General features: G+C 61.7%; 22 protein-coding genes. 14 read left to right on the top strand and 8 right to left on the bottom strand.

Annotation, left to right across the window (positions count from 1 at the left end):
• Positions 1 to 349 precede the first annotated feature (349 nt).
• Both JFT66_RS28060 and JFT66_RS28055 read right to left on the bottom strand, forming a co-directional pair.
• The gene (locus JFT66_RS28060; protein WP_153839369.1) at positions 350 to 832 is read right to left on the bottom strand and encodes a copper chaperone PCu(A)C; all 483 of its coding nucleotides are present in this window, start codon (positions 830 to 832) and stop codon (positions 350 to 352) included.
• Positions 832 to 1,440 carry an SCO family protein gene (locus JFT66_RS28055; RefSeq protein WP_198860537.1) on the bottom strand — a complete coding sequence of 203 codons (609 nt, stop codon included), beginning with the start codon at positions 1,438 to 1,440 and terminating at the stop codon, positions 832 to 834. The genes JFT66_RS28060 and JFT66_RS28055 overlap by 1 nt, the downstream gene beginning before the upstream one ends.
• Positions 1,441 to 1,634: 194 nt before the next feature.
• On the opposite strand from JFT66_RS28055, the gene JFT66_RS28050 reads away from it, so the two are divergent.
• From JFT66_RS28050 to JFT66_RS28040, 3 genes are all read left to right on the top strand, one after another.
• Complete coding sequence (locus tag JFT66_RS28050) at positions 1,635 to 2,018, top strand: DUF2946 domain-containing protein (protein WP_153871772.1); 384 nt, start codon at positions 1,635 to 1,637, stop codon at positions 2,016 to 2,018.
• Positions 2,019 to 2,080: 62 nt separating this feature from the next.
• The gene (locus JFT66_RS28045) at positions 2,081 to 2,626 is read left to right on the top strand and encodes a putative natural product biosynthesis protein (RefSeq protein WP_153839370.1); all 546 of its coding nucleotides are present in this window, start codon (positions 2,081 to 2,083) and stop codon (positions 2,624 to 2,626) included.
• A gap of 98 nt (positions 2,627 to 2,724) precedes the next feature.
• Positions 2,725 to 2,931 carry a PLDc N-terminal domain-containing protein gene (locus JFT66_RS28040; RefSeq protein ID WP_034119237.1) on the top strand — a complete coding sequence of 69 codons (207 nt, stop codon included), beginning with the start codon at positions 2,725 to 2,727 and terminating at the stop codon, positions 2,929 to 2,931.
• A gap of 65 nt (positions 2,932 to 2,996) precedes the next feature.
• Here JFT66_RS28040 and JFT66_RS28035 read toward each other — a convergent pair whose 3' ends face one another.
• Positions 2,997 to 3,473, bottom strand: coding sequence for a hemerythrin domain-containing protein (locus tag JFT66_RS28035; RefSeq protein WP_198860536.1), 477 nt, complete (start codon positions 3,471 to 3,473; stop codon positions 2,997 to 2,999).
• A 241-nt stretch (positions 3,474 to 3,714) separates the two neighbouring features.
• Positions 3,715 to 4,275 carry a type 1 glutamine amidotransferase domain-containing protein gene (locus tag JFT66_RS28030; RefSeq protein WP_198860535.1) on the bottom strand — a complete coding sequence of 187 codons (561 nt, stop codon included), beginning with the start codon at positions 4,273 to 4,275 and terminating at the stop codon, positions 3,715 to 3,717.
• Positions 4,276 to 4,482: 207 nt separating this feature from the next.
• Here JFT66_RS28030 and JFT66_RS28025 point away from each other — a divergent pair, with 207 nt between their 5' ends.
• Genes JFT66_RS28025 through JFT66_RS28015 form a run of 3 tightly spaced genes read left to right on the top strand, consistent with a single transcriptional unit; the run spans position 4,483 to position 5,851 of the window.
• Entirely contained in the window at positions 4,483 to 4,692 is a 210-nt protein-coding gene (locus JFT66_RS28025) for a hypothetical protein (protein WP_034119240.1), read from the top strand.
• Positions 4,693 to 4,694: 2 nt separating this feature from the next.
• The gene (locus JFT66_RS28020) at positions 4,695 to 5,126 is read left to right on the top strand and encodes a DNA methylase (protein WP_153839374.1); all 432 of its coding nucleotides are present in this window, start codon (positions 4,695 to 4,697) and stop codon (positions 5,124 to 5,126) included.
• 2 nt (positions 5,127 to 5,128) lie between these two features.
• On the top strand, positions 5,129 to 5,851 hold the full coding sequence (locus JFT66_RS28015) for a DUF72 domain-containing protein (protein WP_198860538.1): 723 nt from the start codon (positions 5,129 to 5,131) through the stop codon (positions 5,849 to 5,851).
• Here the strand turns inward: JFT66_RS28015 and JFT66_RS28010 are convergent.
• Positions 5,816 to 6,601 carry a DeoR/GlpR family DNA-binding transcription regulator gene (locus JFT66_RS28010; protein WP_153871774.1) on the bottom strand — a complete coding sequence of 262 codons (786 nt, stop codon included), beginning with the start codon at positions 6,599 to 6,601 and terminating at the stop codon, positions 5,816 to 5,818. The genes JFT66_RS28015 and JFT66_RS28010 overlap by 36 nt on opposite strands.
• A gap of 311 nt (positions 6,602 to 6,912) precedes the next feature.
• Positions 6,913 to 7,839 carry an alpha/beta hydrolase gene (locus JFT66_RS28005; protein ID WP_034119243.1) on the bottom strand — a complete coding sequence of 309 codons (927 nt, stop codon included), beginning with the start codon at positions 7,837 to 7,839 and terminating at the stop codon, positions 6,913 to 6,915.
• Positions 7,840 to 8,082: 243 nt separating this feature from the next.
• Here JFT66_RS28005 and JFT66_RS28000 point away from each other — a divergent pair, with 243 nt between their 5' ends.
• The 7 genes from JFT66_RS28000 to uvrA all read left to right on the top strand — a co-directional run bounded on the left by JFT66_RS28000 (position 8,083) and on the right by uvrA (position 19,500).
• The gene (locus JFT66_RS28000; RefSeq protein WP_198860534.1) at positions 8,083 to 8,670 is read left to right on the top strand and encodes an NUDIX domain-containing protein; all 588 of its coding nucleotides are present in this window, start codon (positions 8,083 to 8,085) and stop codon (positions 8,668 to 8,670) included.
• A 768-nt stretch (positions 8,671 to 9,438) separates the two neighbouring features.
• Positions 9,439 to 10,056, top strand: coding sequence for a transcriptional repressor LexA (lexA, locus tag JFT66_RS27995; RefSeq protein WP_034119977.1), 618 nt, complete (start codon positions 9,439 to 9,441; stop codon positions 10,054 to 10,056).
• The gene (gene imuA / locus JFT66_RS27990; protein WP_034119975.1) at positions 10,056 to 10,670 is read left to right on the top strand and encodes a translesion DNA synthesis-associated protein ImuA; all 615 of its coding nucleotides are present in this window, start codon (positions 10,056 to 10,058) and stop codon (positions 10,668 to 10,670) included. The genes lexA and imuA overlap by 1 nt, the downstream gene beginning before the upstream one ends.
• A 7-nt stretch (positions 10,671 to 10,677) precedes the next feature.
• Positions 10,678 to 12,093: a Y-family DNA polymerase gene (locus JFT66_RS27985; RefSeq protein ID WP_034119974.1), complete on the top strand. Its 1,416-nt coding sequence runs from the start codon at positions 10,678 to 10,680 to the stop codon at positions 12,091 to 12,093.
• Entirely contained in the window at positions 12,069 to 15,161 is a 3,093-nt protein-coding gene (locus JFT66_RS27980) for an error-prone DNA polymerase (protein WP_198860533.1), read from the top strand. The genes JFT66_RS27985 and JFT66_RS27980 overlap by 25 nt, the downstream gene beginning before the upstream one ends.
• Before the next feature lie 110 nt (positions 15,162 to 15,271).
• On the top strand, positions 15,272 to 16,984 hold the full coding sequence (locus JFT66_RS27975) for an ATP-binding protein (protein WP_198860532.1): 1,713 nt from the start codon (positions 15,272 to 15,274) through the stop codon (positions 16,982 to 16,984).
• Entirely contained in the window at positions 16,981 to 19,500 is a 2,520-nt protein-coding gene (gene uvrA / locus JFT66_RS27970) for an excinuclease ABC subunit UvrA (RefSeq protein ID WP_198860531.1), read from the top strand. Before JFT66_RS27975 ends, uvrA begins: the two co-directional genes overlap by 4 nt.
• A gap of 117 nt (positions 19,501 to 19,617) precedes the next feature.
• On the opposite strand, the gene tkt is transcribed toward uvrA, so the two are convergent.
• A complete protein-coding gene (gene tkt / locus JFT66_RS27965; protein ID WP_198860530.1) occupies positions 19,618 to 21,675 on the bottom strand; it encodes a transketolase in 2,058 nt (685 codons plus the stop codon).
• A gap of 175 nt (positions 21,676 to 21,850) precedes the next feature.
• Between tkt and JFT66_RS27960 the strand changes: the two genes are divergently transcribed.
• Positions 21,851 to 22,075: a YdcH family protein gene (locus tag JFT66_RS27960; protein ID WP_034119969.1), complete on the top strand. Its 225-nt coding sequence runs from the start codon at positions 21,851 to 21,853 to the stop codon at positions 22,073 to 22,075.
• Between the two features lie 139 nt (positions 22,076 to 22,214).
• Here JFT66_RS27960 and hglS read toward each other — a convergent pair whose 3' ends face one another.
• Positions 22,215 to 23,591 (bottom strand): 2-oxoadipate dioxygenase/decarboxylase HglS, encoded by a 1,377-nt coding sequence (gene hglS, locus JFT66_RS27955; RefSeq protein WP_198860529.1) that lies wholly within the window; start codon positions 23,589 to 23,591, stop codon positions 22,215 to 22,217.
• Positions 23,592 to 23,680 lie beyond the last annotated feature (89 nt).

Raw genomic sequence — 23,680 nt, 5'->3', positions numbered from 1 at the left:
GAATCCGTGGGCCGCCGCAATGGGCCATCCCTGGCCCAGTGCGGCTAACCCGGCGTCCTGCCGGGTTACCCACGGATTCAAGCCTGCGTTCGGCCAGCGTGGTTTAACGGGGCGCCTGAGATCAAAAGCCAGATCAAGAGCGACTCGCTTCGCATCGTAGATACGCTGGCGGCGCTTCTGCTTTTCTGTGGGAGCGGGTCAGTTAAGCGAACGAAATGCTCAAGGCAGCGAAGATCAAATGTGGGAGCGGGCTTGCTCGCGAAGACGTCGGTCCAGCAAACATTGATGTTGGCTGACACACCGCCTTCGCGAGCAAGCCCGCTCCCACAGGGGGACGCGGATGCAGCAATCAATGCATCTTGCTGTGATCCATCTTGCTGTGATCCATGCCATCCAGGCCCCTGGCCGCGGCCTTGACTTCAACGATCTGCTTTTCACCCTTGGCATCCTGCACCGTGAGGGTCAGCGGCACCTGGTCGCCTTCCTTGATCTGACCGGTCAGGCCCATCAGCATCACGTGGTAGCCGTCCGGATCAAGCTTGACTGCTTTGCCTGCGGGCAGGGCCACCGAGTCCACCGGGCCCATGCGCATGACGTCGTCCTTCATGCTCATTTCATGGATCTGCACGTCCTTGGCCACCGGCGAGGCCACGCTCAACAGTTTGCTGTCGCGGTCGGCGGTGACCGTCATGAACGCGCCGCTGGATGGCTGGCCTGGTACGGAGGCGCGTACCCAGGCGTCGGTCACCAGCACCTGGGCGCTGGCGTGGGCGGCGAGGCCCAGCAGGGTGAGGCCCAGGGTCAGGCGTTTGAGGTGTTGAACGGCAGTCATTAGCAGACCTCCATGACGGTGAGCAGGTCTTCTGCGCACTCTTTAGCGGTAAGGGACGCCTGCAAGCCAAGGCGCAGGTTGCCACGGGTGTCGAACACGAAACTGGTGGCGGTGTGGGACAGGGTGTAGGTGTCGCCGGCGGGGATCTTTTCATAAAAGATCCCGAACTCCTTGGCGGCCACGGCGATTTCTTCCGGCGTGCCGTGGAGCGCTTCGAAGCTGGGGTCGAAGGCCTTGACGTACTTGTCGAGGATTTCGGGGGTGTCGCGCTCGGGGTCGAGGGTGATGAACACTACCTGCATGATTTCACCGTCGCGGCCCATCAGTTTCTTGGCCTGGGCGGCGCGTGCCAGGGTGGTCGGGCAGACCGCCGGGCACTGGGTGAAACCGAAGAACACGACCGGCATCAGGCCACGGTACGAGCTCAGGGTGACGGTTTCGCCGTCGGTATTCTTGAGCTTGAAGGTGCGGCCCATGATCTTGTCACTGAGGTCCTTGCCGTATTTGAAATTCAGCTTGGGGCTGTAGTCACAGCCGCCCAGCAGGCTGCCCAGGCCCAACAGGCCCATGCCGGTCAGCACTTTGCGGCGGTTGAATAACGTACTCATCAACTGTGCATCCTGTGAAACGCCTGCATTGCTCTGGATCTACACATCAGGCTTTGAAAGCCAGGCTTTGAAACGTAGAAACGAGGAGGGCGCACAGTCTAGCAACCCTGGCTGGCCGGCGTAATCTGCGACGTTCTGCCACAGGTGCGCACTGCACTTCATCCTTTTGCGGCTTCGGTGGTAGAGTCGCCGCCATGAAATTGCGCCACTGTGACCGTTCGCTGATCGCCTGGGCCCTGTACTTCTGCGTGCTGATGAACCTGTTCGCCTGCGGTTTGGGGCATGGCCAGATGATGGGCCAGCAACTCAATGGCATCGGTGGGCTGTTCTGTTCGGTGGACGGCGGGCAGTTGCCAATTTCCGACAAAGGGTTGGCCAACCCAAATTCCAGCAACATCTCGAACTACTTTGCCTGCCCAGTCTGCAGTGCCGTCACCGTTGCCATCGTCTTCCTGATCGGCCTGGCCTGGTTGTTGGGCCTGGGGCAAACCCCGCGTCCTGCCCATGAGCGGCGCAACAAGGCACCGCCGCGTTATTCCTGGCCCTCAGCCAACCCTCGCGCTTCCCCCGCATCCTGACGTGTGCCTTGGGCCTCCTGTAACCAGGAGGCGTTCTATCGTCACGACTGTGAGTGCGATTCATGAATTCTCTATTGCCTGCAGGCGCCAGCCGCCTGGTCAGCAAGGCGGCTCGCCGCCTGCGTGCGGAACCGGCGCTGCCGGATTACCCCAGTAACTCCCGCTGTTTTGTGCATCTGGATGCACGCCTGTTGCCCCATTGGCACACCTTGTTCGATATCTGCCCGGCGCTGCTCAAGCTTGACCCGCCGGATGGGTTGAACCTGTTTCGCAGTTTCATGACCTGGGCCTACCGCCATCAGCCACCGCTGGACTGGACCTACCACCTGAACGTGTGCCGCTGGCTATTGGGCTCCGCGTACTGTGCGCAGATCGACGACGAACCCATCGAAGCCTTTATGGCCGCCTCGGCGGCCTGTTGGGTCAATACCGATCAAAGCCAGGCCCAGGGCGTGGTGTTGGCCTGGCGAGGTTCAAGGGTGTTCGATTGGAAGGGCGCGCCATTGCCGGGTGTCGAGCACCAGGCGCTCTGGGCCCCGGCAGAGGATTTTGCCTGGTGCGCGTTGACTCACCAGGCCGGTTTCAGTGGCTGGTTGCCGGTGCCGTGAGGTTTTCTAGAGCATCAACAAGGGTAGGCTGGCTGGAAATCCGATGGAACCCTCAGCGCTAATGCGTGACCTAATGCATAGACTTTAGGAGGTGACTCATGCAATTAGAATATATCTGGATCGCGCTGGCGGTGATTCTGCTGCTGTTGGAATTATGGGCAATCAACGTCGTATTGCGCAGTACCAGTGGCTGGGAAACCAAGGGGTTGTGGCTGGTGATCCTGATCTTTGTACCGCTGTTGGGCTTGATCGCGTGGGCGATGTTCGGGCCCAAGCGTGAGATGGCGCAGCAACACAAACACTGAGCCTTGTGCAACACACTGAACAGGCGCCCATCGAGGCGCCTGTTTGCGTTAAGGCGACTTGGGCATCAGGCAGCCAATGGTTTACGGGTCAGGGTTTTTTTATAGGCTGCTTTCATCGCCTCCATTTCAGCCCCCAACTCGTCAAGCACCGCCTTGCCCAACAGCTTTCTGGCCTGGGGAAACATTTCGGTTTCTTCCTCTTCGATGTGGTGCTCAAGCAATTCCTTGACCACTTTGACGCGACCGGAAAATTCGGTGGTGGACGGCTCGGTCTGCTTCAGGTCGGGCAGCACCAGTGCGTCGACGGTGCGGTGCTCTTCCTTGGCTTCGTGGTACATGATGTCCTGTTCCTTGCCGCCGGCTTTCCTGAATGCGGGGTAAAGGATTTCTTCTTCGAGCTTGGTATGCAGGGTGATTTCCATCTCGAGCTTGGCCAGCAACTCGGTGCGTTTTTTCACCCCACGCTCAGTGGACTCGCTGAGCTGGGTCAACAGGGCTTTCACGCGTTCATGGTCGGCTTTGAGAAGGTCGATGGCATTCATGTAGAACCTCACGGGTAGTTATCGGGCGTGTCGAAACGCACGCCTCGTAGTGAGGCTTTTGCATCAGGCGTACCAACTTGTGCCGTTATAAAATTATGTTTTAAATCATATAGATGGATATTTTGCGGTAGCGCACTGTCGTGCAGCTTGCATGGTCAGGCGCTGGCTGGGTTGCACAACGCCGCTCAGCACAAAGAAAACAGGCGCCCATTGGGCGCCTGATCTCATTTTAACGCAGTGATCAGCCGGCGACAGCCTTGGCAATCGCCTCGTTGAACGCCGGCAAATCGTCCGGCGTACGTGAGGTGATCAAGGTCCAGCCGTTGGCCTTGCACTCCTTGACCTCGGCATCGACCACACCCGCAGCACCGGCGTTTTCAAGGTCGATACGTACGCTCTTATACGCGGTCAGGGTCTTGCCCTTGATCACGCCAGCGTCAATCAGCGCCCATGGCCCGTGGCAGATTGCCGCGATGGTTTTGCCGGCCTGGGCGAAGTCATTGATCAAGCGCAGCGCGGCAGCATCCTGGCGCAAGGTGTCGGCATTCACCGTCCCGCCCGGGATGACCAGCGCATCGAAATTGCTGCTGTCCACATCCGACAATTGCACGTCGGATTCTACAGTGCCGGCCTTTTCGGTATCGCCGACAAAGGTCTGGGTGCTGCCACCCTTGCTGGAGGCGTGGGTCACGGTGGCGCCGTAGCCACGCAGGGTTTCCAGGGGCTTGAGCAGCTCATCGCGCTCGATGCCGGTGTTGGAAGTGATGACGAGGATGTGCTTGCCTTCGAGTTGCGAACTCATGGTCGAGTGTCTCCTTGGGTCATGGATGTTAATGGATGCCGTATACCTAAGTGTTGAGCGGGCACTTGTGCAAAAGGTTTAAATTTTTTTGCGCTTGTTGACCCAGCGGTAAGGCTTGGCAATTTCCTTGAACTAATCCAAATTCACAGCGCTCTGCTGCATAGGGCCGCCACTTTCAGGCGGCCGTCATTGCCAGGAGATTGAACCGTGACCGAGCACCAGAACGCCGATAAAACCCCCGCACCCATCAGCTCTGAAGATGCACAAAAGGGTAAGGCTGACGCGACCAAAGGGCAGACCCTGGAGCGTCCCAACCCGAAGACCGAAACCATCGACAAGGTCGTGACGCCGACCTCGATCAAGGACATTGAACGCCAGACGAATGCGATCAACGAGAAGCTCAGCAAGGGGCATTGAGCATGGCGCGTGCCATCAGTGCGTCTGAACTGGGCATCGAGCTCAAACCCGACGATGACAGCAGCCTGTTCAAGTGGTTTATCGCGAGCTTTCTGATGGGCAAGCGCATTCAGGCGCCTATTGCCGCCCAGGCGTACCGGGTGATTGTCGAAGAGGAGCAGCGGGATACTGCGCGCAAGCTGCAGCACTGCACTTCCCGGCAATTGGTTGCGATGTTGGGGCGGGCGCATTACGTGCGTTATGACGAGACCACTGCCCAGCGTCTGCTGGATCTGAGCGCCAAGTTGAATGCCGAGTACGGGGGCAGGATCACTCGGATGAGGGAGGCCAGCGAAGATCGCCCGGCCTTTGAAAAGCGCCTCGGGGAGTTCGAGGGGGTTGGACCCAAGACCATCGAGATATTCATGCGTGATGCGGCCAAGGTATTGTTTTGACGCTGCCTGTGTATGTGGGATGCGCTGGATGGAGCCTGCCACGCCAGCACTGGTCAGAATTTGCCGAAGAGGGCACCCACCTGCAGCGCTATGCCTCGCGTTTCAACGCAGTGGAAATCAACAGTTCGTTTTATCGGCCGCATCTGCCTCAAACCTATGAGCGTTGGCGTGAATCAGTGCCCTCGTGGTTTCGCTTTTCGGTCAAGATGCCCAAGCGAATTACCCATGAACTGCGCTTGCAACACTGTGGTACGGCATTGGACGAGTTCCTCGCGCAATGCCTGCAACTGGAAGAAAAACTGGGTTGCCTGCTGATTCAACTGCCACCGTCCCTGCGTTATGAGCCTGAGATTGCCGGCGCTTTTTTCGACGCGCTGCGCCAACGTTTTGCCGGTGCTGTGGTGCTTGAGCCTCGCCATGCCAGTTGGCTCGCGGCTGCAACCTTGTTACAGGCCTTTGAGATCGGTTGGGTCACCGCCGACCCTGCGGTAATCGAGCCGGGCGATGCCTGGCAAGGCGTGCGTTACTGGCGCCTGCATGGTTCGCCGCAGATTTATCACAGTGCTTATGGGCCCGAGCGGCTGCAGGCATACTCGCGCTTGTTACGTCGATCGGTTGAACACGGAACCCCCACCTGGTGCATCTTCGATAATACCGCCAGCGGTCATGCCGTCACCGATGCCCTGACCTTACTCAACAGCCACTCGCAGTACCTCCAGACCTAACCGCTCGTAAGCGTCCACACCTGGTACGCCCCACTCGGTAATCAGTGTCTGAATACGGCTGCACGGCGCCACTACAAAAGGTTCAACCGCACCGAGTTTATCCGCCGTGGTCACTGCCACCACATGGGAGGCGCTGTCGAGCAAGGCTTGCTTGACCGCCACTTCATCGAAATGCAATGAGGTGATGCCGATTTGCGGATGCAGGGCGCACACGCCGGTAAACAACAGATCGGCCTTGACGCCCTGGATCAAGCGCAGCGCTTCGTGACCACCGGTGGACAGAGTGGCGGGGTTGAGCTGGCCACCGGCGAGGATCACTTTCACATCGGGATGGTCTGCCAGGGCAATGGCGATCATCGGTGATGGGGTGACCACGGTGAGGCGGATCGAGTGCGGCAATGACTGGGCGATCTGCAGGGTGGTGGAGCCGGAATCGAACAGTACGATCTGGCCGTCTTCGACCCGCTGCGCAGCCACTCTCGCCAGGTGGCGCTTGACCTCGTTGGTCTCGCCGACGCGGGTAAAGAAGTCCTTGCCGGTATCCTTGGGCCGGGGCAGGGCGCCGCCGTGTACGCGTTGCAGCAACCCGGCGGCGGCGAGTTCGCTGAGGTCGCGGCGGATGGTGTCTTGGGACACGGCGAAATGCTCGACCAGGTCCGACGCCGTGACTTTGCCGTCGCGTTCGAGCAGCAACAGGATCTTCTGTTTGCGCAAGGAAGGCAGGTCGATAGCTTGATGGGTGTTATGCATGTTTGTGCGCTTTTTTGCGTGTTTATGCGAGATTAATCGGCTGGTGATGTAAACGCAATGGTGGGTCGCCCGGGCCTTTTACGCCGACACCTGCTCCTTAACCTGGAAGCGCTGCCTGAGCAAAAAAAACGTAAAAATATAAAAAGAGTTGTCCACGAAAACCGTGGGTATCTCTGTGGATAACTTTACGAAGGCCCGGCAGCGTTGGCGATTTCAAAGAAGGTCATTATTTGATCAACTTCTGTTTTGGGCCAGCATGGGCAGGGTTTGCGCTTGACAGCCAAGCGCGAACCCAGTGCCGAAAAGCGTGTTTATGACGCGTTGTCGCGAGCTGTGGAGTGCGTCACCACCTGGGCGGGCATCTTCGTGCGCATCAGGTTGTCCAGCGCCTGCCCATAGTTGCGCCCGGCCAGGCTCATGCTGTTGTTATGGCTGGCGCCTGGCACCAGCAGCAGGTGCTTGGGTTCCTGGGCGGCTTCAAACAATTGTTGGCTGAAACGCGGTGGCACGTAGCGGTCGTCGAGGCCGTGGACCACCAGCAGCGGCATATTAATATCGGCAATCTTGTCGATGGAATCGAACTTCTGCGACAGCAACCAGCGCACTGGCAATGAGGTGTTGGCGACCGCCGTGGCCACATCCGCCAGGGAGGTGAACGTGGATTCGATCACCAGCCCGCGTACCGGCAGGGGTACCTGCTTGCCCAGCTCGGCGGCGAGGTCGATGGCCACCGCGCCACCCAGGGAATGCCCGTAGATCAGGCGCTTGCTGGGGTCTGGTTGCAGGGTCTGGAAGCGCTCCCAGGCGATGCGTGCGTCCTCGTACACCGTGGTTTCCGAAGGCAGGTCGCCCTGGCTTTGGCCAAAGCCGCGATAGTCGATGGCCAATACCGAGTAGCCCAGGGCGTGCAATTGCTCGATGCGAAACAACTGGCCCGTGAGGTTCCAGCGCACCCCGTGCAGGTAGAGGATGGCCGGCGCGTCTTGGTTGGTTGCCGGGTACCACCAGCCATGAATGTTCTGCCCTGATTTGAAACTGGCGGGCTTGAGTTCGAATTCCTGCACTGCTTTGGGCAGGCCGGTGTACCAGCCGGCAGTACCCGGCTCGATGCGAAATACCAGCTCGCGTTCCTTGTGTTGCAGCACGGCGCAGCCGACCGGCAGGCCGACGATCAGTACAGCCATGCACAGCAGGGGCAGCCAGCGCAGGCCCAGGCGGGCGATAAAACGAGAGGGCATGAAGGCTCCAGGACAAAGACGAAGCACGGGTTTTACCAGAAGCCTTGCGTGCGCAGGCATTAATGCGACGGCCGTGACAGAGGAATTTGTTACAGCATTGAACAATCCAGCGCCGCCACCTGCACCCGATTGCGCCCCCGCGCCTTGACCAGATAGAGGGCCTGGGTTGTAGCTATATGTGGCTTGCTTGACGCTGTATTGCCAGCGCGACATGCTCCTGCTCCTTTGAGCAAAGGCCCGACCATGGACAACAGCCCCGTTCGCATCACTGCCGAAGAAACCCTTTCGGACAGCTGGTACCTCTTGAAAAAATACAGCTTCGACCTGCGTCGCCGGGATGGCAGCTGGCAAGCCCAGACCCGCGAGGTGTACGACCGGGGCAACGGTGCGACCATCCTGTTGTACAACCGCGAGCAGCGCACGGTGCTGTTGATTCGCCAGTTCCGCATGCCCACCTTCGTCAACGACTACCCCGGTTACTTGATCGAAGCGGCCGCAGGGTTGCTGGATAACGCCAGCCCCGAAGAACGCATTCGCCTGGAGGCCGAGGAAGAGACCGGGTATCGGGTTAAGCATGTGGAGAAAATCTATGCGGCGTTCATGAGCCCGGGGTCGGTGACTGAGCGGATTCACTTTTTTATCGGTGAGTATCAGCCGGGGGATCAGGTCGGTGCGGGCGGCGGCTTGGAAGAGGAGGGCGAGGATATCGAGGTGTTGGAGTTGGGGTTCGAGCAGGCGCTGGGGATGGTGCAGAGCGGGGAGATTTTGGATGGGAAGACGATCATGTTGTTGCAGCATCTGGAGTTGCGGATGCTGAAAGAAGGCTGGTGAGGGAGGTTGCTTTCGCTGGCGACCGGGCCGGATGTTGGGTTTTTTGACCGAGTACATATCCGTTATTTAGGTAACGGCCACTTAGGGGGCCGCTCTTACAGCGGCTCACTTTTGGAAGGACACTCCGGCTTGAATCCGTGGGCCGCCGTCCTGCCGGGTTACCCACGAATTCAAGCCTGCGCTCGGCCAGCGTGGTTTAACGGGGCGCCTGAGATCAAAAGCCAAGTCAAGAGCAGAGCAAAAGCAGGTGAATATTTACCTGATGTGTGGAGATCAAACTGTGGGAGGGGGCTTGCCCCCGATGGCGGTGGGTCAGTCACAGATGTGTTTACTGACACTCCCTCATCGGGAGCAAGCCCCCTCCCACATTTGCACCGAGTATCGCCAACCTGAATCGGTCGGCTCTAAGGCCGCCTCGCTGTGTTTTTGATCTTGATCTTAGGCGCCCCGTTAAACCACGCTGGCCGGAATTCGATATTGATTTGGGGGGTAAACCGGCAGGGATGCCGGTTTAGCCGCCCCGCGCCATGGATGGCGCGTGGCGGCGGCCCCCCAAATCAATGTCGGATTACGGGCACACCGAGCCTAGGCGAGGTGCCGAGTGGTGGGGCAAGAGCGTTTTGCTTACTTTTGCGCTGTTCAAAAGTGAGCCGCTGTAAGAGCGGAACCTTAAGTGGCCGTTACCGCAGCAATGGATATGTACACCGACAGACCGACAACCCACCCCCGACTGACGGTTATTGTCAGAAATATCCCACAAGAGTACAAATGTACTCCATGACAACCCTGACCCCCCGCCGTACCGCCATCCTGACCTTCATCCGCGATCGCATCGCACAACAAGGCCAGCCCCCCAGCCTCGCCGAGATCGCCGAGGCGTTCGGCTTTGCCTCGCGCAGCGTCGCCCGCAAGCATGTGGTGGCCCTGACCGAAGCCGGCTTTATCGAGGTCAACCCCAACCAGGCCCGTGGCATTCGCCTGCTCAATCAACCCGCGCGTCCCGAGTGGCTGGATGTACCGGTACTCGGCCGTGTGGCGGCCGGGCGACCCATCGGTGCCGATGCCGAGGTGCACAGCCGCTTGCAACTGGACCCCGCCACCTTCGCGAAAACCCCCGACTACCTGCTGCGGGTCCAGGGCGATTCGATGATCGAAGACGGCATTCTCGACGGCGACCTGGTGGGCGTACGCCGCAATGCGGAAGCCTTGAACGGGCAGATTGTGGTGGCGCGCCTGGACGGTGAAGTCACCATCAAGCGTTTCGAGCGCAATGGCGATCGGGTTCGCCTGCTGCCGCGCAACCCGGCGTATCAACCCATCGTGGTCGGCCCCGACCAGGACCTGGCCATCGAAGGGGTGTTCTGCGGCTTGGTGAGGCAAGGCTGATGGGTGCCGTGGTTGCCCTGGACTCGCTGTTCAATGGCGGGCGAGTCTGGAAGGGCCGGCCCGCCGCGCCACCGGCCAGCGTGCACCCTACGGGGCTGGCGGCGCTGGATGCGGTGCTGCCCAGTGGCGGATGGCCGGAAGCGGCCTTGAGTGAAATCCTGATGGCCAAGGACGGTGTGGGCGAGTTGCAACTGGTGCTGCCAACCCTGGCGCGCTTGTCGGCCCTGGGCGAGCGCATTGTGCTGGTGGCGCCGCCCTATACACCGTACCCCCACGCCTGGCAGAACGCCGGGGTGGATGTGCGCCAGCTTTCCATCATCCAGGCCGAGGAGCGCGACGCGCTGTGGGCGGTGGAACAATGCCTGCGCTCCGGCAGTTGCGGTGCGGTGTTGTGCTGGCCGCGCAAGGCTGATGATCGGGCTTTGAGGCGCTTGCAGGTGGCAGCAGAAACCGGCCAGACCCTGGCTTTTGCCTGGCGCCCCTTGAGTGACGCGATCAATCCATCGCCCGCCGCCCTGCGTCTGGCGGTCGAGGCCAGGCCCGCGCAAGTACGGGTGCTCAAGTGCCGGGGCGGGTTGGCCCATCCGGCGCCGATTGCCCTGGCGGGGCATTGAGGTTGCCATGCGTTGGGTGTGTATTGTCTTCCCGCAATTGGCGCTGGACGGGGCGCAGCGCGTGCACCCCGAGCCCGACCAACCCCTGGCGCTGCTGGCCGGCACGCCGCAGCGGCGTGTGCTGCAAACCGTCAACGCCGCCGCTCGCGCCTTGGGCCTGCGGCCGGGCCAATCGTTGACGGCAGCCCATGCCCTGGCCAAAAGCTTTGCCTGCGTCGAATACGATCCGCTGGAAATCGAGCGCCTGCAGCAGTTTCTCGCCGCCTGGGCCTATCGCTTCAGCTCTCAGGTCAGCCTGTATTACCCGCGGGCCTTGCTGTTCGAGATCGAATCGAGCCTGGGCCTGTTCGGGCCCTGGCCGCAGTTCGAGGCACGCTTGCGCAAGGAGTTGACCGAGCTTGGTTTTCGTCATCGCATTGTCGCCGCACCCAACCCCGCGGCGGCACGGGTGTTGGCGAACCTTTACGATGGCCTGGCGGTGGCTGACGACGGCGCCCTGATGCAGGCCCTGGCGCCGCTGCCCATTGACCGCGCAGGCCTTGAACCGCAGGCCGCCACTGCCTTGTCGCGCATGGGCCTGCGCACCCTGGCCCAGGTGCAGGCACTGCCTCGGCATACCCTGGCGCGGCGCTTTGAAGCCAGCCTGCTCAAGCACCTCGACGCCCTGAGCGGGCAACGGCCATTGGCCCTGGCGTTCTATCAACCACCGGACCAGTTTGATGCGCGCATCGAGCTGAATTTCGATGTGCAATCCCACCAGGCGCTGCTCTTTCCCTTGCGGCGCTTGACTGGCGATCTGTCGGCTTTTCTCTGCGGGCGCGACAGTGGCGTGCAGCGCTTCGACCTGCACCTGGAGCATGCCCAGGCGCCCGACAGCGTGATCAAGGTCGGCTTGCTCAGCGCCGAGCGCGAGCCTTTGATGCTGTTTGAACTGGCCCGTGGGCGCCTGGAGCAAGTCCAAGTCACCTCGCCGGTGCGCGGTTTGCGCCTGATGGCCGAAGACTTGCCGGTGTTCGTGCCGCAACGCCATGACCTGTTTGACGACCGCCCGCAACAAACCCTGCCGTGGGAACAATTGCGCGAACGCCTGCGCGCGCGCCTGGGGGATGAGGCGGTGCAGGGCCTGCGTTTTCACGCCGACCACCGCCCCGAATGCGCCTGGCAAGCCAATACAGACAGCCGTTCATGCCCAACCCTGAACAAGGTCCGGCGCCCCGGCTGGTTGTTGCTCGAACCGACCTTGCTGGCCGAGCAGGGCGTGCAGATCCTGATGGGCCCGGAACGCATCGAATCCGGCTGGTGGGATGGCGCCGATATCCGCCGTGACTATTACCTGGTCCAGACCCGCGCCGGCCAACAGGGCTGGGCCTACCGCATTGTGGGCCAAAGCGATGGGCTATGGCTGCAAGGCTGGTTTGCATGAGTTACGCCGAACTGCACTGCCTGTCCAACTTCAGCTTCCAACGCGGCGCTTCCAGCGCACTGGAGCTCTTCGAGCGAGCCAAAGCCCAAGGCTACAGCGCCCTGGCGATCACCGACGAATGCACGTTGTCGGGCATCGTCCGGGCCTGGCAGGCGGCGAAGGCGGTGGACTTGCCGCTGATTATCGGCAGCGAGATGCGCATCGAAAACGGCCCGAAACTGGTGCTGCTGGTGGAAGACCTCAGCGGCTACCAGCACCTGTGCCGGTTGATCACCCTGGCCCGGCGCCGTGCTGAAAAAGGCCGTTATCGCCTGCTGCAAGAAGACTTCGATCAACCGCTGCCCGGCCTGCTGGCACTGTGGGTGGCGCAAGACGACGACACCCAAGCCTCAATCGAATGGCTGCACCGCACCTTCGCCGAGCGTCTGTGGCTGGCGGTGCAGCTGCATTGCGGCCAGGACGATAGACGGCATCTGGAGCAACGCCTGAACCTGGCTGCCAGCCTGCAAATCCCCGCCGTGGCCTGCGGCGATGTGCATATGCATGCTCGCGGCCGTCGCGCCCTGCAAGACACCATGACCGCCATCCGTCACCACGTACCGGTGGCCGACGCCGGCACGCTGTTGCACCCCAATGGCGAGCGGCACTTGCGCAGCCTGGATACCCTGGCCGGGCTCTACCCGCAAGCATTGCTGGACGAAACCCTGGCGGTTGCACGGCGCTGCACTTTCGACCTGAGCCAGTTGCGCTATCACTACCCACGGGAGCTAGTGCCCGCAGGCCATGACGCGCAATCCTGGCTGCGCACCGTTACCGAAGAAGGCATCGCCCTGCGCTGGCCCGAGGGGGTCGATGTCAAGACCTTGGCGCAGATCAACAAAGAGTTGGAGCTGATCAGTGAGCTGGGCTACGAAAGCTACTTCCTCACCGTGCACGACATCGTGCGCTTCGCCCGCAGCCGTTCCATCCTGTGCCAGGGCCGCGGCTCGGCGGCCAATTCGGCGGTGTGCTTTGCCCTGGGCATCACCGAGATTGATCCGAGCCTGACCAGCATGCTGTTCGAACGCTTCCTGTCCAAGGAGCGCAACGAGCCGCCGGATATCGACGTCGACTTCGAACACGAACGCCGCGAAGAAGTGCTGCAATACGTATTCCAGCGCTACGGCCGCAACCGTGCGGCGTTGACGGCGGTAGTCAGCAGCTACCATGCGGCTGGCGCGGTGCGGGATGTGGCCAAGGCCCTCGGGCTGCCGCCGGACCAGATCAACGCGCTGGCCGACTGCTGCGGACGCTGGACTGACGACACGCCGCCCCTGGAGCGCCTGCGTGAAAGCGGCTTCGACCCGGACAGCCCACTGTTGCGCCGCGTGCTGACGCTCACCCAGCAATTGATCGGCTTTCCCCGGCACCTGTCCCAGCACCCCGGCGGTTTCGTGATTTCCGAATACCCGCTGGACACCCTGGTGCCGGTGGAAAACGCCGCCATGGCCGAGCGCACCATCATCCAGTGGGACAAGGACGACCTCGACGCGGTTGGCCTGCTCAAGGTGGATATCCTCGCCCTGGGCATGCTCAGCGCGATCCGCCGCTGTTTCGATCTGCTGCGCCGTCAACGCAACCTGGACTTGAGCCTGGCAGGCATCCCCAAGGAAGACCCGGCGACCTACGCGATGATCAGCAAGGCCGACACCATCGGCGTATTCCAGATCGAATCGCGGGCGCAGATGTCGATGTTGCCCAGGCTCAAGCCGCAGACATTCTATGACTTGGTAATCGAGGTCGCCATCGTGCGACCGGGGCCAATTCAAGGCGGCATGGTGCATCCGTATTTGCGTCGCAGAAATAAAGAGGAAGCAGAAACCTATCCTTCACCCGCGTTGGAAGCTGTGCTCAAACGCACTCTGGGCATCCCGCTGTTCCAGGAACAAGTGATGCAGATTGCCATGGTCGCTGCCGACTACGGCCCTGGCGAGGCCGACCAGTTGCGCCGCTCCATGGCCGCGTGGAAACGCCATGGCGGCCTGGAGCCGCACCAGCAACGCCTGCGCACCGGCATGCTCAAGAACGGCTACACCGAAGCGTTTGCCGCGCAGATTTTCGAACAGATCAAAGGTTTCGGCAGCTATGGCTTTCCCGAATCCCATGCCGCCAGTTTTGCCTTGCTGACCTACGCCAGTTGCTGGCTCAAATGCCATGAACCGGCAGCCTTCGCCTGTGCCCTGATCAACAGCTGGCCCATGGGTTTCTACAGCCCGGACCAGATACTGCAGGACGCCCGGCGTCATCGCTTGCAGATCCGCCCGGTGGATGTGCAGGCCAGTGACTGGGATTGCAGCCTGGAGCCTATCGACGGTCAGCAACCGGCGATTCGCCTGGGCTTGCGCATGATCTCGGGGTTTCGCGAGGACGATGGTCGGCGTATTGAGGCCGCACGCCAGCGGCAAATCTTCAGCGACATCGCCGACCTGGATACACGCGCCGGGCTGGATGCCCGTGCCCAGGCACTGCTGGCGGATGCCGGAGCCTTGCGTGCCCTGGCCGGCAACCGGCATCAGGCGCGCTGGGACGTGGCCGGCGTGCACAAGCAACTCGGTTTGTTTGCCGGCTTGCCCAGCCCCGATGAAGCGCTGGTGGCGTTGCCCGCACCCAGCGTAGGCGAAGACCTGTTTGCCGATTACGCCACGGTTGGCACCACCCTTGGGCCGCACCCATTGGCGCTGCTGCGCGCCGAGTTGCGCAAGCGACGCTGCCGCAGTTCCCAGGAGCTGCTGGCGGTGGAGCATGGGCGCAATGTGAGCGTCGCTGGGCTGGTCACCGGCCGCCAGCGCCCAGGCACGGCCAGCGGCGTGACCTTTGTCACCCTGGAAGATGAATTCGGCAACCTCAATGTGGTGGTTTGGCGCGATCTGGCCGAGCGTCAGCGCCAGGCGCTGGTGGGTTCGCGCCTGCTCAAGGTGGACGGCCGTTGGGAGGCGGTGGGCGAGGTGCGGCACTTGATCGCAGGGCGCCTGACCGACCTGACGCCGCTGCTGGAAGGGGTTACTGTGCGCAGCCGGGACTTTCGCTGAGCCCCCTGGTTTTTGCAGGGATGAGCACCTAATTTATACCCGATGAAACCATCCCTCTCGGGCGTGCTCCAAAACGTGCGACTGTCCTCTTCTTTGCACCGAGTCGAACCATGCAATTTTTAACCAACCCTCACGGCTGTGAAGGCTGGGCCGGTGAAATGGCCCAGCGTATTCGCGCGTTTGACTGGTCGACCACCGACCTGGGTCCCATCGACCGCTGGTCCACTAGCCTGGCCTGTACCGTCCAGATGATGCTGGCTTCCCCGGTGCCGATGGTGATGCTGTGGGGGCGCGCCGGCTACATGATCTACAACGACAGCTATTCAGTCTTTGCCGGCGGCCGCCATCCGTACCTGCTTGGCACGCCGGTGGAGCTGGGTTGGCCGGAAGTGGCCGAGTTCAACCGCCAGGTAGTCGACACCTGCCTGGGGGGCGGCACCTTGTCCTTCAATAACAAAGACCTGGTGCTGTCGCGCAACGGCAGGCCGGAAACGGTGTGGCTGGACCTTTATTACAGCCCCGTCGCCGGCGATGACCAGCAACCCGCCGGGGTGTTGGCGATCGTGGTCGAGACCACTGAGTTGGTGAAGTCTGAGCAGGTGCGCCAGGAACTCACCCACAACCTTGAGCAGCGTGTGGCCGCCGAAGTGCAGGCTCGCTCCGCTGCCGAAGACCAGTTGCGCCAGTCGCAGAAGCTGGAAGCGATTGGCGGCCTGACCGGCGGCGTGGCCCATGACTTCAATAACCTGCTGCAAGTGATCGCCGGCAACCTGCATTTGCTCGCCCGGCATGAGCCGGACAACCTCCAGGTGCAACGTCGCGTCACCGCCGCCATCGCTGCGGTGGAGCGGGGCGCCAAGCTGTCGTCGCAGCTGCTGGCGTTTGCCCGGCGCCAACCCTTGTCGCCGGCGGTGTACAACCCGCAACGCATCTATGCCGGCCTGGGCGAGTTGCTGCAAAGGGCGCTGGGGGAAACTATCCATATCGACGTGCAATTGCCCCAGGATTCCTGGTGCATCAACGTCGACCGCAACCAGCTGGAAAACGCGCTGCTCAACCTGGCGATCAACGCCCGCGATGCCATGCAGGGCGAGGGTGTGATTCGCATCACCGGCGAGAACGTCATCCTCAACCCTCCCGATTGCGCCGGCAAAGCCATCAAGCCCGGCGAATACGTGCGCCTGGCGGTGACCGATACCGGCGTGGGCATGTCCCAGGCAACCCTCATGCGTGCGTTCGAACCCTTCTTCACCACCAAGCGCGAAGGCCAGGGCACTGGCCTGGGGTTGAGCATGGTCTTCGGCTTTGTGCGCCAGAGTGGCGGGCATGTGGAGATGTGGAGCGAGGAGGGCAAGGGCTCGGTGGTGCAGATGTATTTCCCCCACAGCCTGGAGCCCGAATGCCTCGATGCCCACAGTGAATTGGACCTGCACAGCAATGGCCAGGAAACCATCCTGGTGGTCGAGGACAATGAAGGCGTACGCCTGACCGTGGTCGAGTTGCTGGAACAGTCAGGCTATACCGTCATCACCGCCGAGGACGGCGACCACGCCATGCAGGCGTTGCGCAGCGGTGTAGCACCGGACCTGATCTTCACCGACGTGGTGATGCCCGGCCGGGTCAAGAGCACTGACCTGGCCGACTGGGCGCGAGCGCAACAGCCACCGGTGGCAGTGCTGTTCACCTCCGGCCACACCCGCGACATCCTGTCCTCCAATCATCTGCTCAGCGCCGATATCCACCTGCTGAGCAAACCCTACAGTCCTGAGGCCCTGACGCAGCGGGTGCGTACGGTGCTCAACGCAAGACAAGGTTGCCCATGACTTCACAGCGCAACATCCCTCCGGTCACGGCCCAGCATTTGGGTTTTGTGCGGGTGCGTGGCGCCCGCGAACATAATTTGCGTAACGTCGATGTGGATATCCCCCGGGATGCCCTGGTGGTGTTTACCGGCGTGTCCGGCTCCGGCAAATCATCCCTGGCATTTTCCACCGTGTATGCCGAGGCCCAGCGTCGTTATTTCGAATCGGTGGCGCCCTATGCGCGGCGCTTGATCGATCAGGTCGGCGTGCCGGATGTGGACAGCATCGAGGGTTTGCCGCCGGCCGTGGCCCTGCAACAGCAACGCGGCACGCCAAGTGCGCGCTCCTCGGTGGGCAGCGTCACCACCTTGTCGAGCTTGATCCGCATGCTCTATTCCCGCGCTGGCAGCTATCCGCCGGGGCAGGCCATGCTGTATGCCGAGGACTTTTCCCCGAACCTGCCCCAGGGCGCGTGCCCGCAATGCCATGGCCTGGGCCGTGTGTATGAAGTGACCGAGGCGCTGATGGTGCCGGATCCGTCACTGACCATCCGCCAGCGCGCAGTAGCGTCCTGGCCGTTGGCCTGGCAGGGCCAGAACCTGCGCGACATCCTCGTGACCTTGGGCTACGACGTAGACATCCCATGGCGCGACCTGCCGAAAAAACAGCGTGACTGGATCCTGTTCACCGAAGAAACCCCCACCGTGCCGGTGTACGCCGGCTTCACCCCGCAGCAAACCCGCGATGCGTTGAAACGCAAGCTCGAGCCCAGTTACCAGGGCACCTTCAGCGGGGCGCGGCGCTATATCCTACACACCTTCGCCCACACCCAAAGCGCACTGATGAAAAAGCGCGTGTCGCAGTTCATGCAAGGCAGTGCCTGCCCGTTGTGCGAAGGCAAGCGGCTGACCCAGGCAGCGTTGTCGGTGAAGTTTGCCGGGGTAGATATCGGTGAGTTGTCGCAACTCTCCCTGGCGCAATTGGCCGAGTTGTTGCGGCCGGTGGCGGCGGGGCAGGACAAGATGAAGTTGTCGGTGGAAAAACGCCTGGCGGCCCAGCGCATCGCCCAGGACTTGCTCGAACGGGTGAACACCTTGATCGAGTTGGGCCTGGGCTATCTGTCCCTGGAGCGCAGCACGCCGACCTTGTCGTCCGGAGAGCTGCAGCGTTTGCGCCTGGCCACCCAGTTGGGCTCGCAGTTGTTCGGCGTCATCTATGTGCTGGACGAGCCCTCGGCGGGCCTGCACCCGGCGGATGGCGAAGCGTTGTTCACGGCGCTTGAGCGCTTGAAGGCTGCGGGCAATTCATTGTTTGTGGTGGAACATGACCTGGAAACCATGCGCCGCGCCGACTGGTTGATCGACGTGGGCCCGGCAGCCGGTGAACATGGCGGGCAGGTGTTGTACAGCGGGCCGCCTGCGGGGTTGGTGGATGTCGAGGCATCGCAGACCCGCGAATACCTGTTTGCCGAACAGCGCCCGACGAACCCGACGCGCCGCGAACCCAGCGCTTGGCTGAAGCTCGAAGGCGTGACGCGCAATAACCTCACTGAACTGAAGGTAGATTTCCCGCTGGGCTGCTTTACGGCGGTGACGGGTATTTCCGGCTCGGGCAAATCCAGCCTGGTCAGCCAGGCACTCCTGGAGCTGGTGGGCAGCGGCCTGGGCCGTGTGCTGGAAAGCGACGACGAGCCGAACCTGGAAGACGCTGCACCGCAAGCCAGTGGCGGGCGCATCAGCGCCGGGCTGGAGCACATCCGCCGGTTGGTACAGGTGGACCAGAAACCCATCGGCCGCACGCCGCGTTCCAACCTGGCGACCTATACCGGGCTGTTCGACAACGTGCGCAAACTGTTTGCCGCCACGCCGGCGGCGAAAAAGCGCGCTTACGACGCCGGGCAGTTCTCCTTCAACGTTGCCAAGGGCCGTTGCCCGAACTGCGAGGGTGAAGGCTTTGTCAGCGTTGAACTGTTGTTCATGCCCAGCGTGTACGCACCGTGCCCGACCTGCCACGGTGCGCGCTACAACCCCGAGACTCTGGCGATCAAATGGCAAGGCTTGAATATTGCCCAGGTGCTGGGGCTGACGGTGGAGCAAGCGGTGGAGGTATTTGCCGAACAACCTGGCGTACTGCGTTCGTTGCAGGTGCTGCGCGATATCGGCCTGGGTTATCTGCGCCTTGGTCAACCGGCCACCGAATTGTCCGGGGGTGAAGCGCAGCGCATCAAGCTGGCCACCGAGCTGCAACGCAATGCCCGCGGCGCCACCTTGTATGTGCTGGACGAGCCCACAACCGGGTTGCACCCCAAGGACGTCGACCGCTTGCTCAGCCAGTTGAATCACCTGGTGGACGCGGGGCATACGGTGGTTGTGGTGGAGCATGAAATGCGCGTGGTGGCCCAGAGTGACTGGGTGATTGATATCGGGCCGGGGGCAGGGGACCGGGGCGGGAAGGTGGTGGCGTGTGGTACGCCGCAGAAAGTCGCCAAGAGCAAGAGCAGCCGGACTGCGCCCTATCTGGCCCGAGAGCTGGTCTAAAGCTTGATGATGTCAAATGTGGAAGGGGGCTTGCTCCCGATGGCGGCGGGTCAGTCACAGATGTATCACTGACAATCCCTCATCGGGAGCAAGCCCCCTCCCACATTTAGCCCATTGTTAGTCAGTGAGGTTATGTTGGGTCTGCTCCTTGGCCAGCTTCACCACATTCTCCACCGTAAACCCAAACTTCTCCTGCAACTTGGGCAGCGGTGCCGACGCGCCAAAGCTGTTCATCACCACCTTGGCGCCGGTCTGCCCGACATAACGGTCCCAACCCAAGGGGCCCGCCTGTTCCACCACTACGCGGGCTTTCACTGCGGGCGGTAAGACGCTGTCGCGGTAGGCCTGGTCTTGATCTTCAAACAGCTCCCAACTCGGCATCGACACCACGTGCGCGGCAACGCCTTCGCCCTTGAGCTGCTCATAGGCGGCCACCGCCAGGCTGACTTCACTGCCGGTCGCGATCAGGATGACCTCAGGTTTGTCCGAACCGGCCAACACGTAGGCGCCTTTGGCCGCGCCAGTGGCGCTCGCGTATTTTGTGCGATCCAGCGTAGGTAGCGCCTGTCGCGACAGCACCACACAGCTTGGCCGATGGGTTTGTGCCAGGGCTACCTTCCACAACTCCAGGGTTTCATTCGCATCGCCCGGGCGCAGGGTCAGTAGCCCCGGTGTAGCGCGCAATTGGGTCAGGTGTTCGATAGGCTGGTGCGTCGGCCCGTCCTCGCCCACGCCGATGGAGTCATGGGTAAACACGAAGATAACCGGCAACTCCATGATCGCTGCCAGGCGGATCGGCGGTTTCATGTAGTCGCTGAACACTAGGAAGGTCGAGGTGTACGGCCGCAGGTAGGACAGCGCCATGCCGTTGGCAATCGCGCCCATGGCGTGTTCGCGGATACCGAAGTGCAGGTTGCGCCCGCTGTAGTCATCGGCGCTGAAACGCCCGGCGCCGTCGAAGGTGAGGTTGGTCTTGGTCGAGGGCGACAAATCCGCCGAGCCACCCAGCAACCACGGAATCTGCTGGGCAAAGACGTTCAGTACCTCACCGCCTGAGGCGCGGCTGGCGACGCCTTTGGCATCAGCGGCGAAGGTCGGCAGGTGCGCTTGCCATTGCTCGGGCATTTCCCCGGCGCGCATGCGCTGTAGTTCATCGGCCAGTTGCGGGTCGAGGGACGCCAGGGTCTGGTTCCACTCGGCGTACAGTGGCTCGGCACGCTCGTAGAGGGCATCGCGCAACACGCTGCGGGCTTCATCGGGCACCAGGAAATTCGAATCCTGCGGCCAGCCATAGGCGGCCTTGGTCAGGCGAATCTCGTCTTCGCCCAACGGCTCGCCATGGGCGGCGGCGGTGTTGTGTTTGTGCGGCGAGCCATAGCCGATCACGCTGTCGACCACGATCAGGGTCGGCGCGCCGGTATTGGCCTTGAAGGTTTCCAGCGCCACGCTCAACGCCTGCAAATCATTGGCATCGGTGACGTGCACGGTGTGCCAGCCGTAGGCCTGGAAGCGCTTGATTACGTCTTCGCTGAACGCCAGCTCGGTGTGGCCCTCGATACTGATGGTGTTGTTGTCGTAGATCCAGCACAGGTTATCCAGCTTCAAGTGCCCGGCAATCGAAGCGGCTTCGCTGCTGATGCCTTCCATCATGTCGCCGTCACCGCACAGGGTGTACACGTTGTAGTCGAACAGCACCTGGCCGTCGCGGTTGAAGCGCTCGCCCAGCCAACGCTCGGCCATGGCCATACCCACGCTGTTGGCGCAGCCCTGGCCCAAAGGACCGGTGGTGGTTTCCACGCCGGTGGTCATGCGGTACTCGGGATGGCCTGGGGTTTTGGAGCCCATCTGCCGGAACTGCTTGATATCGTCGAGGCTGATGGCTGGCTGGCCCGAGCGCTTGCCGTGGGCATCGATCTCCACCACACCGGCCAGGTGCAGCAGCGAATACAGCAACATCGACGCATGCCCCACCGACAGCACAAAACGGTCACGGTTGGGCCAGTCGGGATGCTCCGGGTGATAACGCAGGAAGCGACTCCACAATGTGTACCCCACCGGTGCCAGGCCCATGGGCGTACCGGGGTGGCCCGAGTTGGCCTTCTGCACGGCATCCATGGCCAGGGTGCGAATGGTGTTGATGCATTGGGTGTCGGCAACTGTGGCAACGTGATTCATAAAACCGTTCTCCCTCGGGTGGCGATCTACAGTGGAGGGCAGGGCACCGCAAAGGTTTGATCCCATCGCCAGGGTTACGACGAACGGACGCGTATTGACCGGGCACATGACAAGACCGGTTGGAATGGGCTAGCTTCAAGGGCGTAGGCCAATGAATAACTTGTGGAGGTACGCCATGCCAGTGAAACACGACCTGTATCAGGACTTGGGTTTTAGCAAGGAAGAGGTTCACAAGCGCAGGGCGGACGATAACCGGTTGGATTCGCTGCTCACTCATTATGACGAAGCCGACGCAAAGGTGCTGAAGGCAGAAAAAGCCAGTGCCGGCGATGAGGAAGTCGAAAACCTGAAGAAGAAACGGCTGTTGATCAAGGACGAGATCGTCGCGCGATTGGGCTAGCAGCAGGGCGGCAATATTTGTTCAGATTTGTATACGGGACATCGTAGGATTCAGTCTTTATGATGCGCCCCGTCCACCCGGCTCTGGGGACTTTTGTAGCGCAAGGATTGTGCTGCTGAGCCGGGGAGGACACCCTTTTTCATGCCAGCAGTGTTCCCATGCACTCATCGATGGAACGCTGCTGCGTCTGGCCATACAGCTGCAACTCATCAATCGTCTTGCGGCCCAGCGCCTTTTCAAATTCAGCCTGGTTGGCGTTGGCCGCGTAGTGACTCTGCGCCGCATCCCCCAGGTTTGACTGGAAGATCCCCGCCGCACTCACCGGCAGAAAATCCTCATACACCAATGGCTCCACTGCCACGTGACCGGCACTCACCAGCGCCTCAAGCGTGCGCGGCTGCTCGGCCTGACCGCGTGCTGCCAGGCCGATCTCGGTGACGAAATAGCGGAAGTACGCCAAGCCTTGCTCGCGCATCTGCGGGTGGTTATCAGGGAACGCCCGGAAGTGCTGTTCCATCAATTGCACATACCGCTCGGCGTTGGCCTCATTGGGGAACGCACCGAGTTCATCGCGGGCGGCGTTCAGCAGTTGGTCGTACAGGGCGCGGCCCTTGGGCGTCAGGGCGACGCCGCGTTGTTCGATTTCGCCAAAGCGCGCGCTGTGGCTGCCATGGGCATCGGTGAAGGCGATGGGTTCATCCAGGGCCTTGAAGCTGGTCTGGCGCAGCAGGATCGGGCACTGGCGCCGCGGCGGGCCTTCGATCACTGCCTTGGGCGTGATGCCTTTGCCAGGCATGGCAGCCTGCACCTGGTCGATGTCCAGGGTGCGTGGCGTGAGATGGTTGATGTGCGGGCCTTTGAAGGCGACCACGTCGGCGATCAGACGGTGCTGGTTGCTGAGTTGCTGGTATTGGGCGCCCGTGACTGTGGCCGTGTGGTGCCAGCGGAACGTCTCCAGCGCCTCGCGGATAAACACCTCGGCGTCGCTGGCATTCAGGCCGCCTTGTGTTTCGGCTTGTTCGATCAACGCCAGGGCGCCGGGGGTGAAGATTGAGCGCTTGGCCAGGGCGCTTTCGGCGAAGGCGCGCAGCGCCGGGTTTTCGATCAGCTCCAGGCGCAGCAATGAGGTAAATACGCGGAATGGGCTGGTTTGCAGCGCGTGCTCATGTACCGCGCGAAAGGCGGTGGAATGCACCGGCACCCCGGCAGGGCTGAGGTCGTAGTAGCCCACCGGTTGCATGCCCATGACCGCGAACAAACGGCTGATGGTCGCCAGTTCCGCAGCGGTGCCCAGGCGAATGGCGCCGTGGCGTTCCAGGTCCAGGCGCTGGATTTCCCCAGTGCGTTGCAGTTGCTGCGCAAGGCCCGGTTCGCTGTCGAGTACGCGAGCGTTGGTCTCGGCCACCAGTTCCAGCAGCGCGCCGTACAGCGGCACTTCATCCCGGTACATGTCGGACATGGCCTTGGAAAAGCCCTTGCGGATCTCATCGGGGCTGACATGTGCAGTGGCGTGCATAGAAAAATTCCTGATGGCTATGGCGATGAAAGTGGCCTTGCCCAGATTCTGTTGAGCGCCAAGCCGGCTTGCAAACGAAGATTCCTCTG

Source organism: Pseudomonas sp. MF6755 (assembly GCF_016405635.1).
GTDB classification, from domain to species: Bacteria; Pseudomonadota; Gammaproteobacteria; order Pseudomonadales; family Pseudomonadaceae; genus Aquipseudomonas; species Aquipseudomonas haemolytica.
The sequence above is the reverse complement of the archived record's forward strand: the minus strand, read 5'-3'. Positions and strand labels throughout refer to the sequence as shown.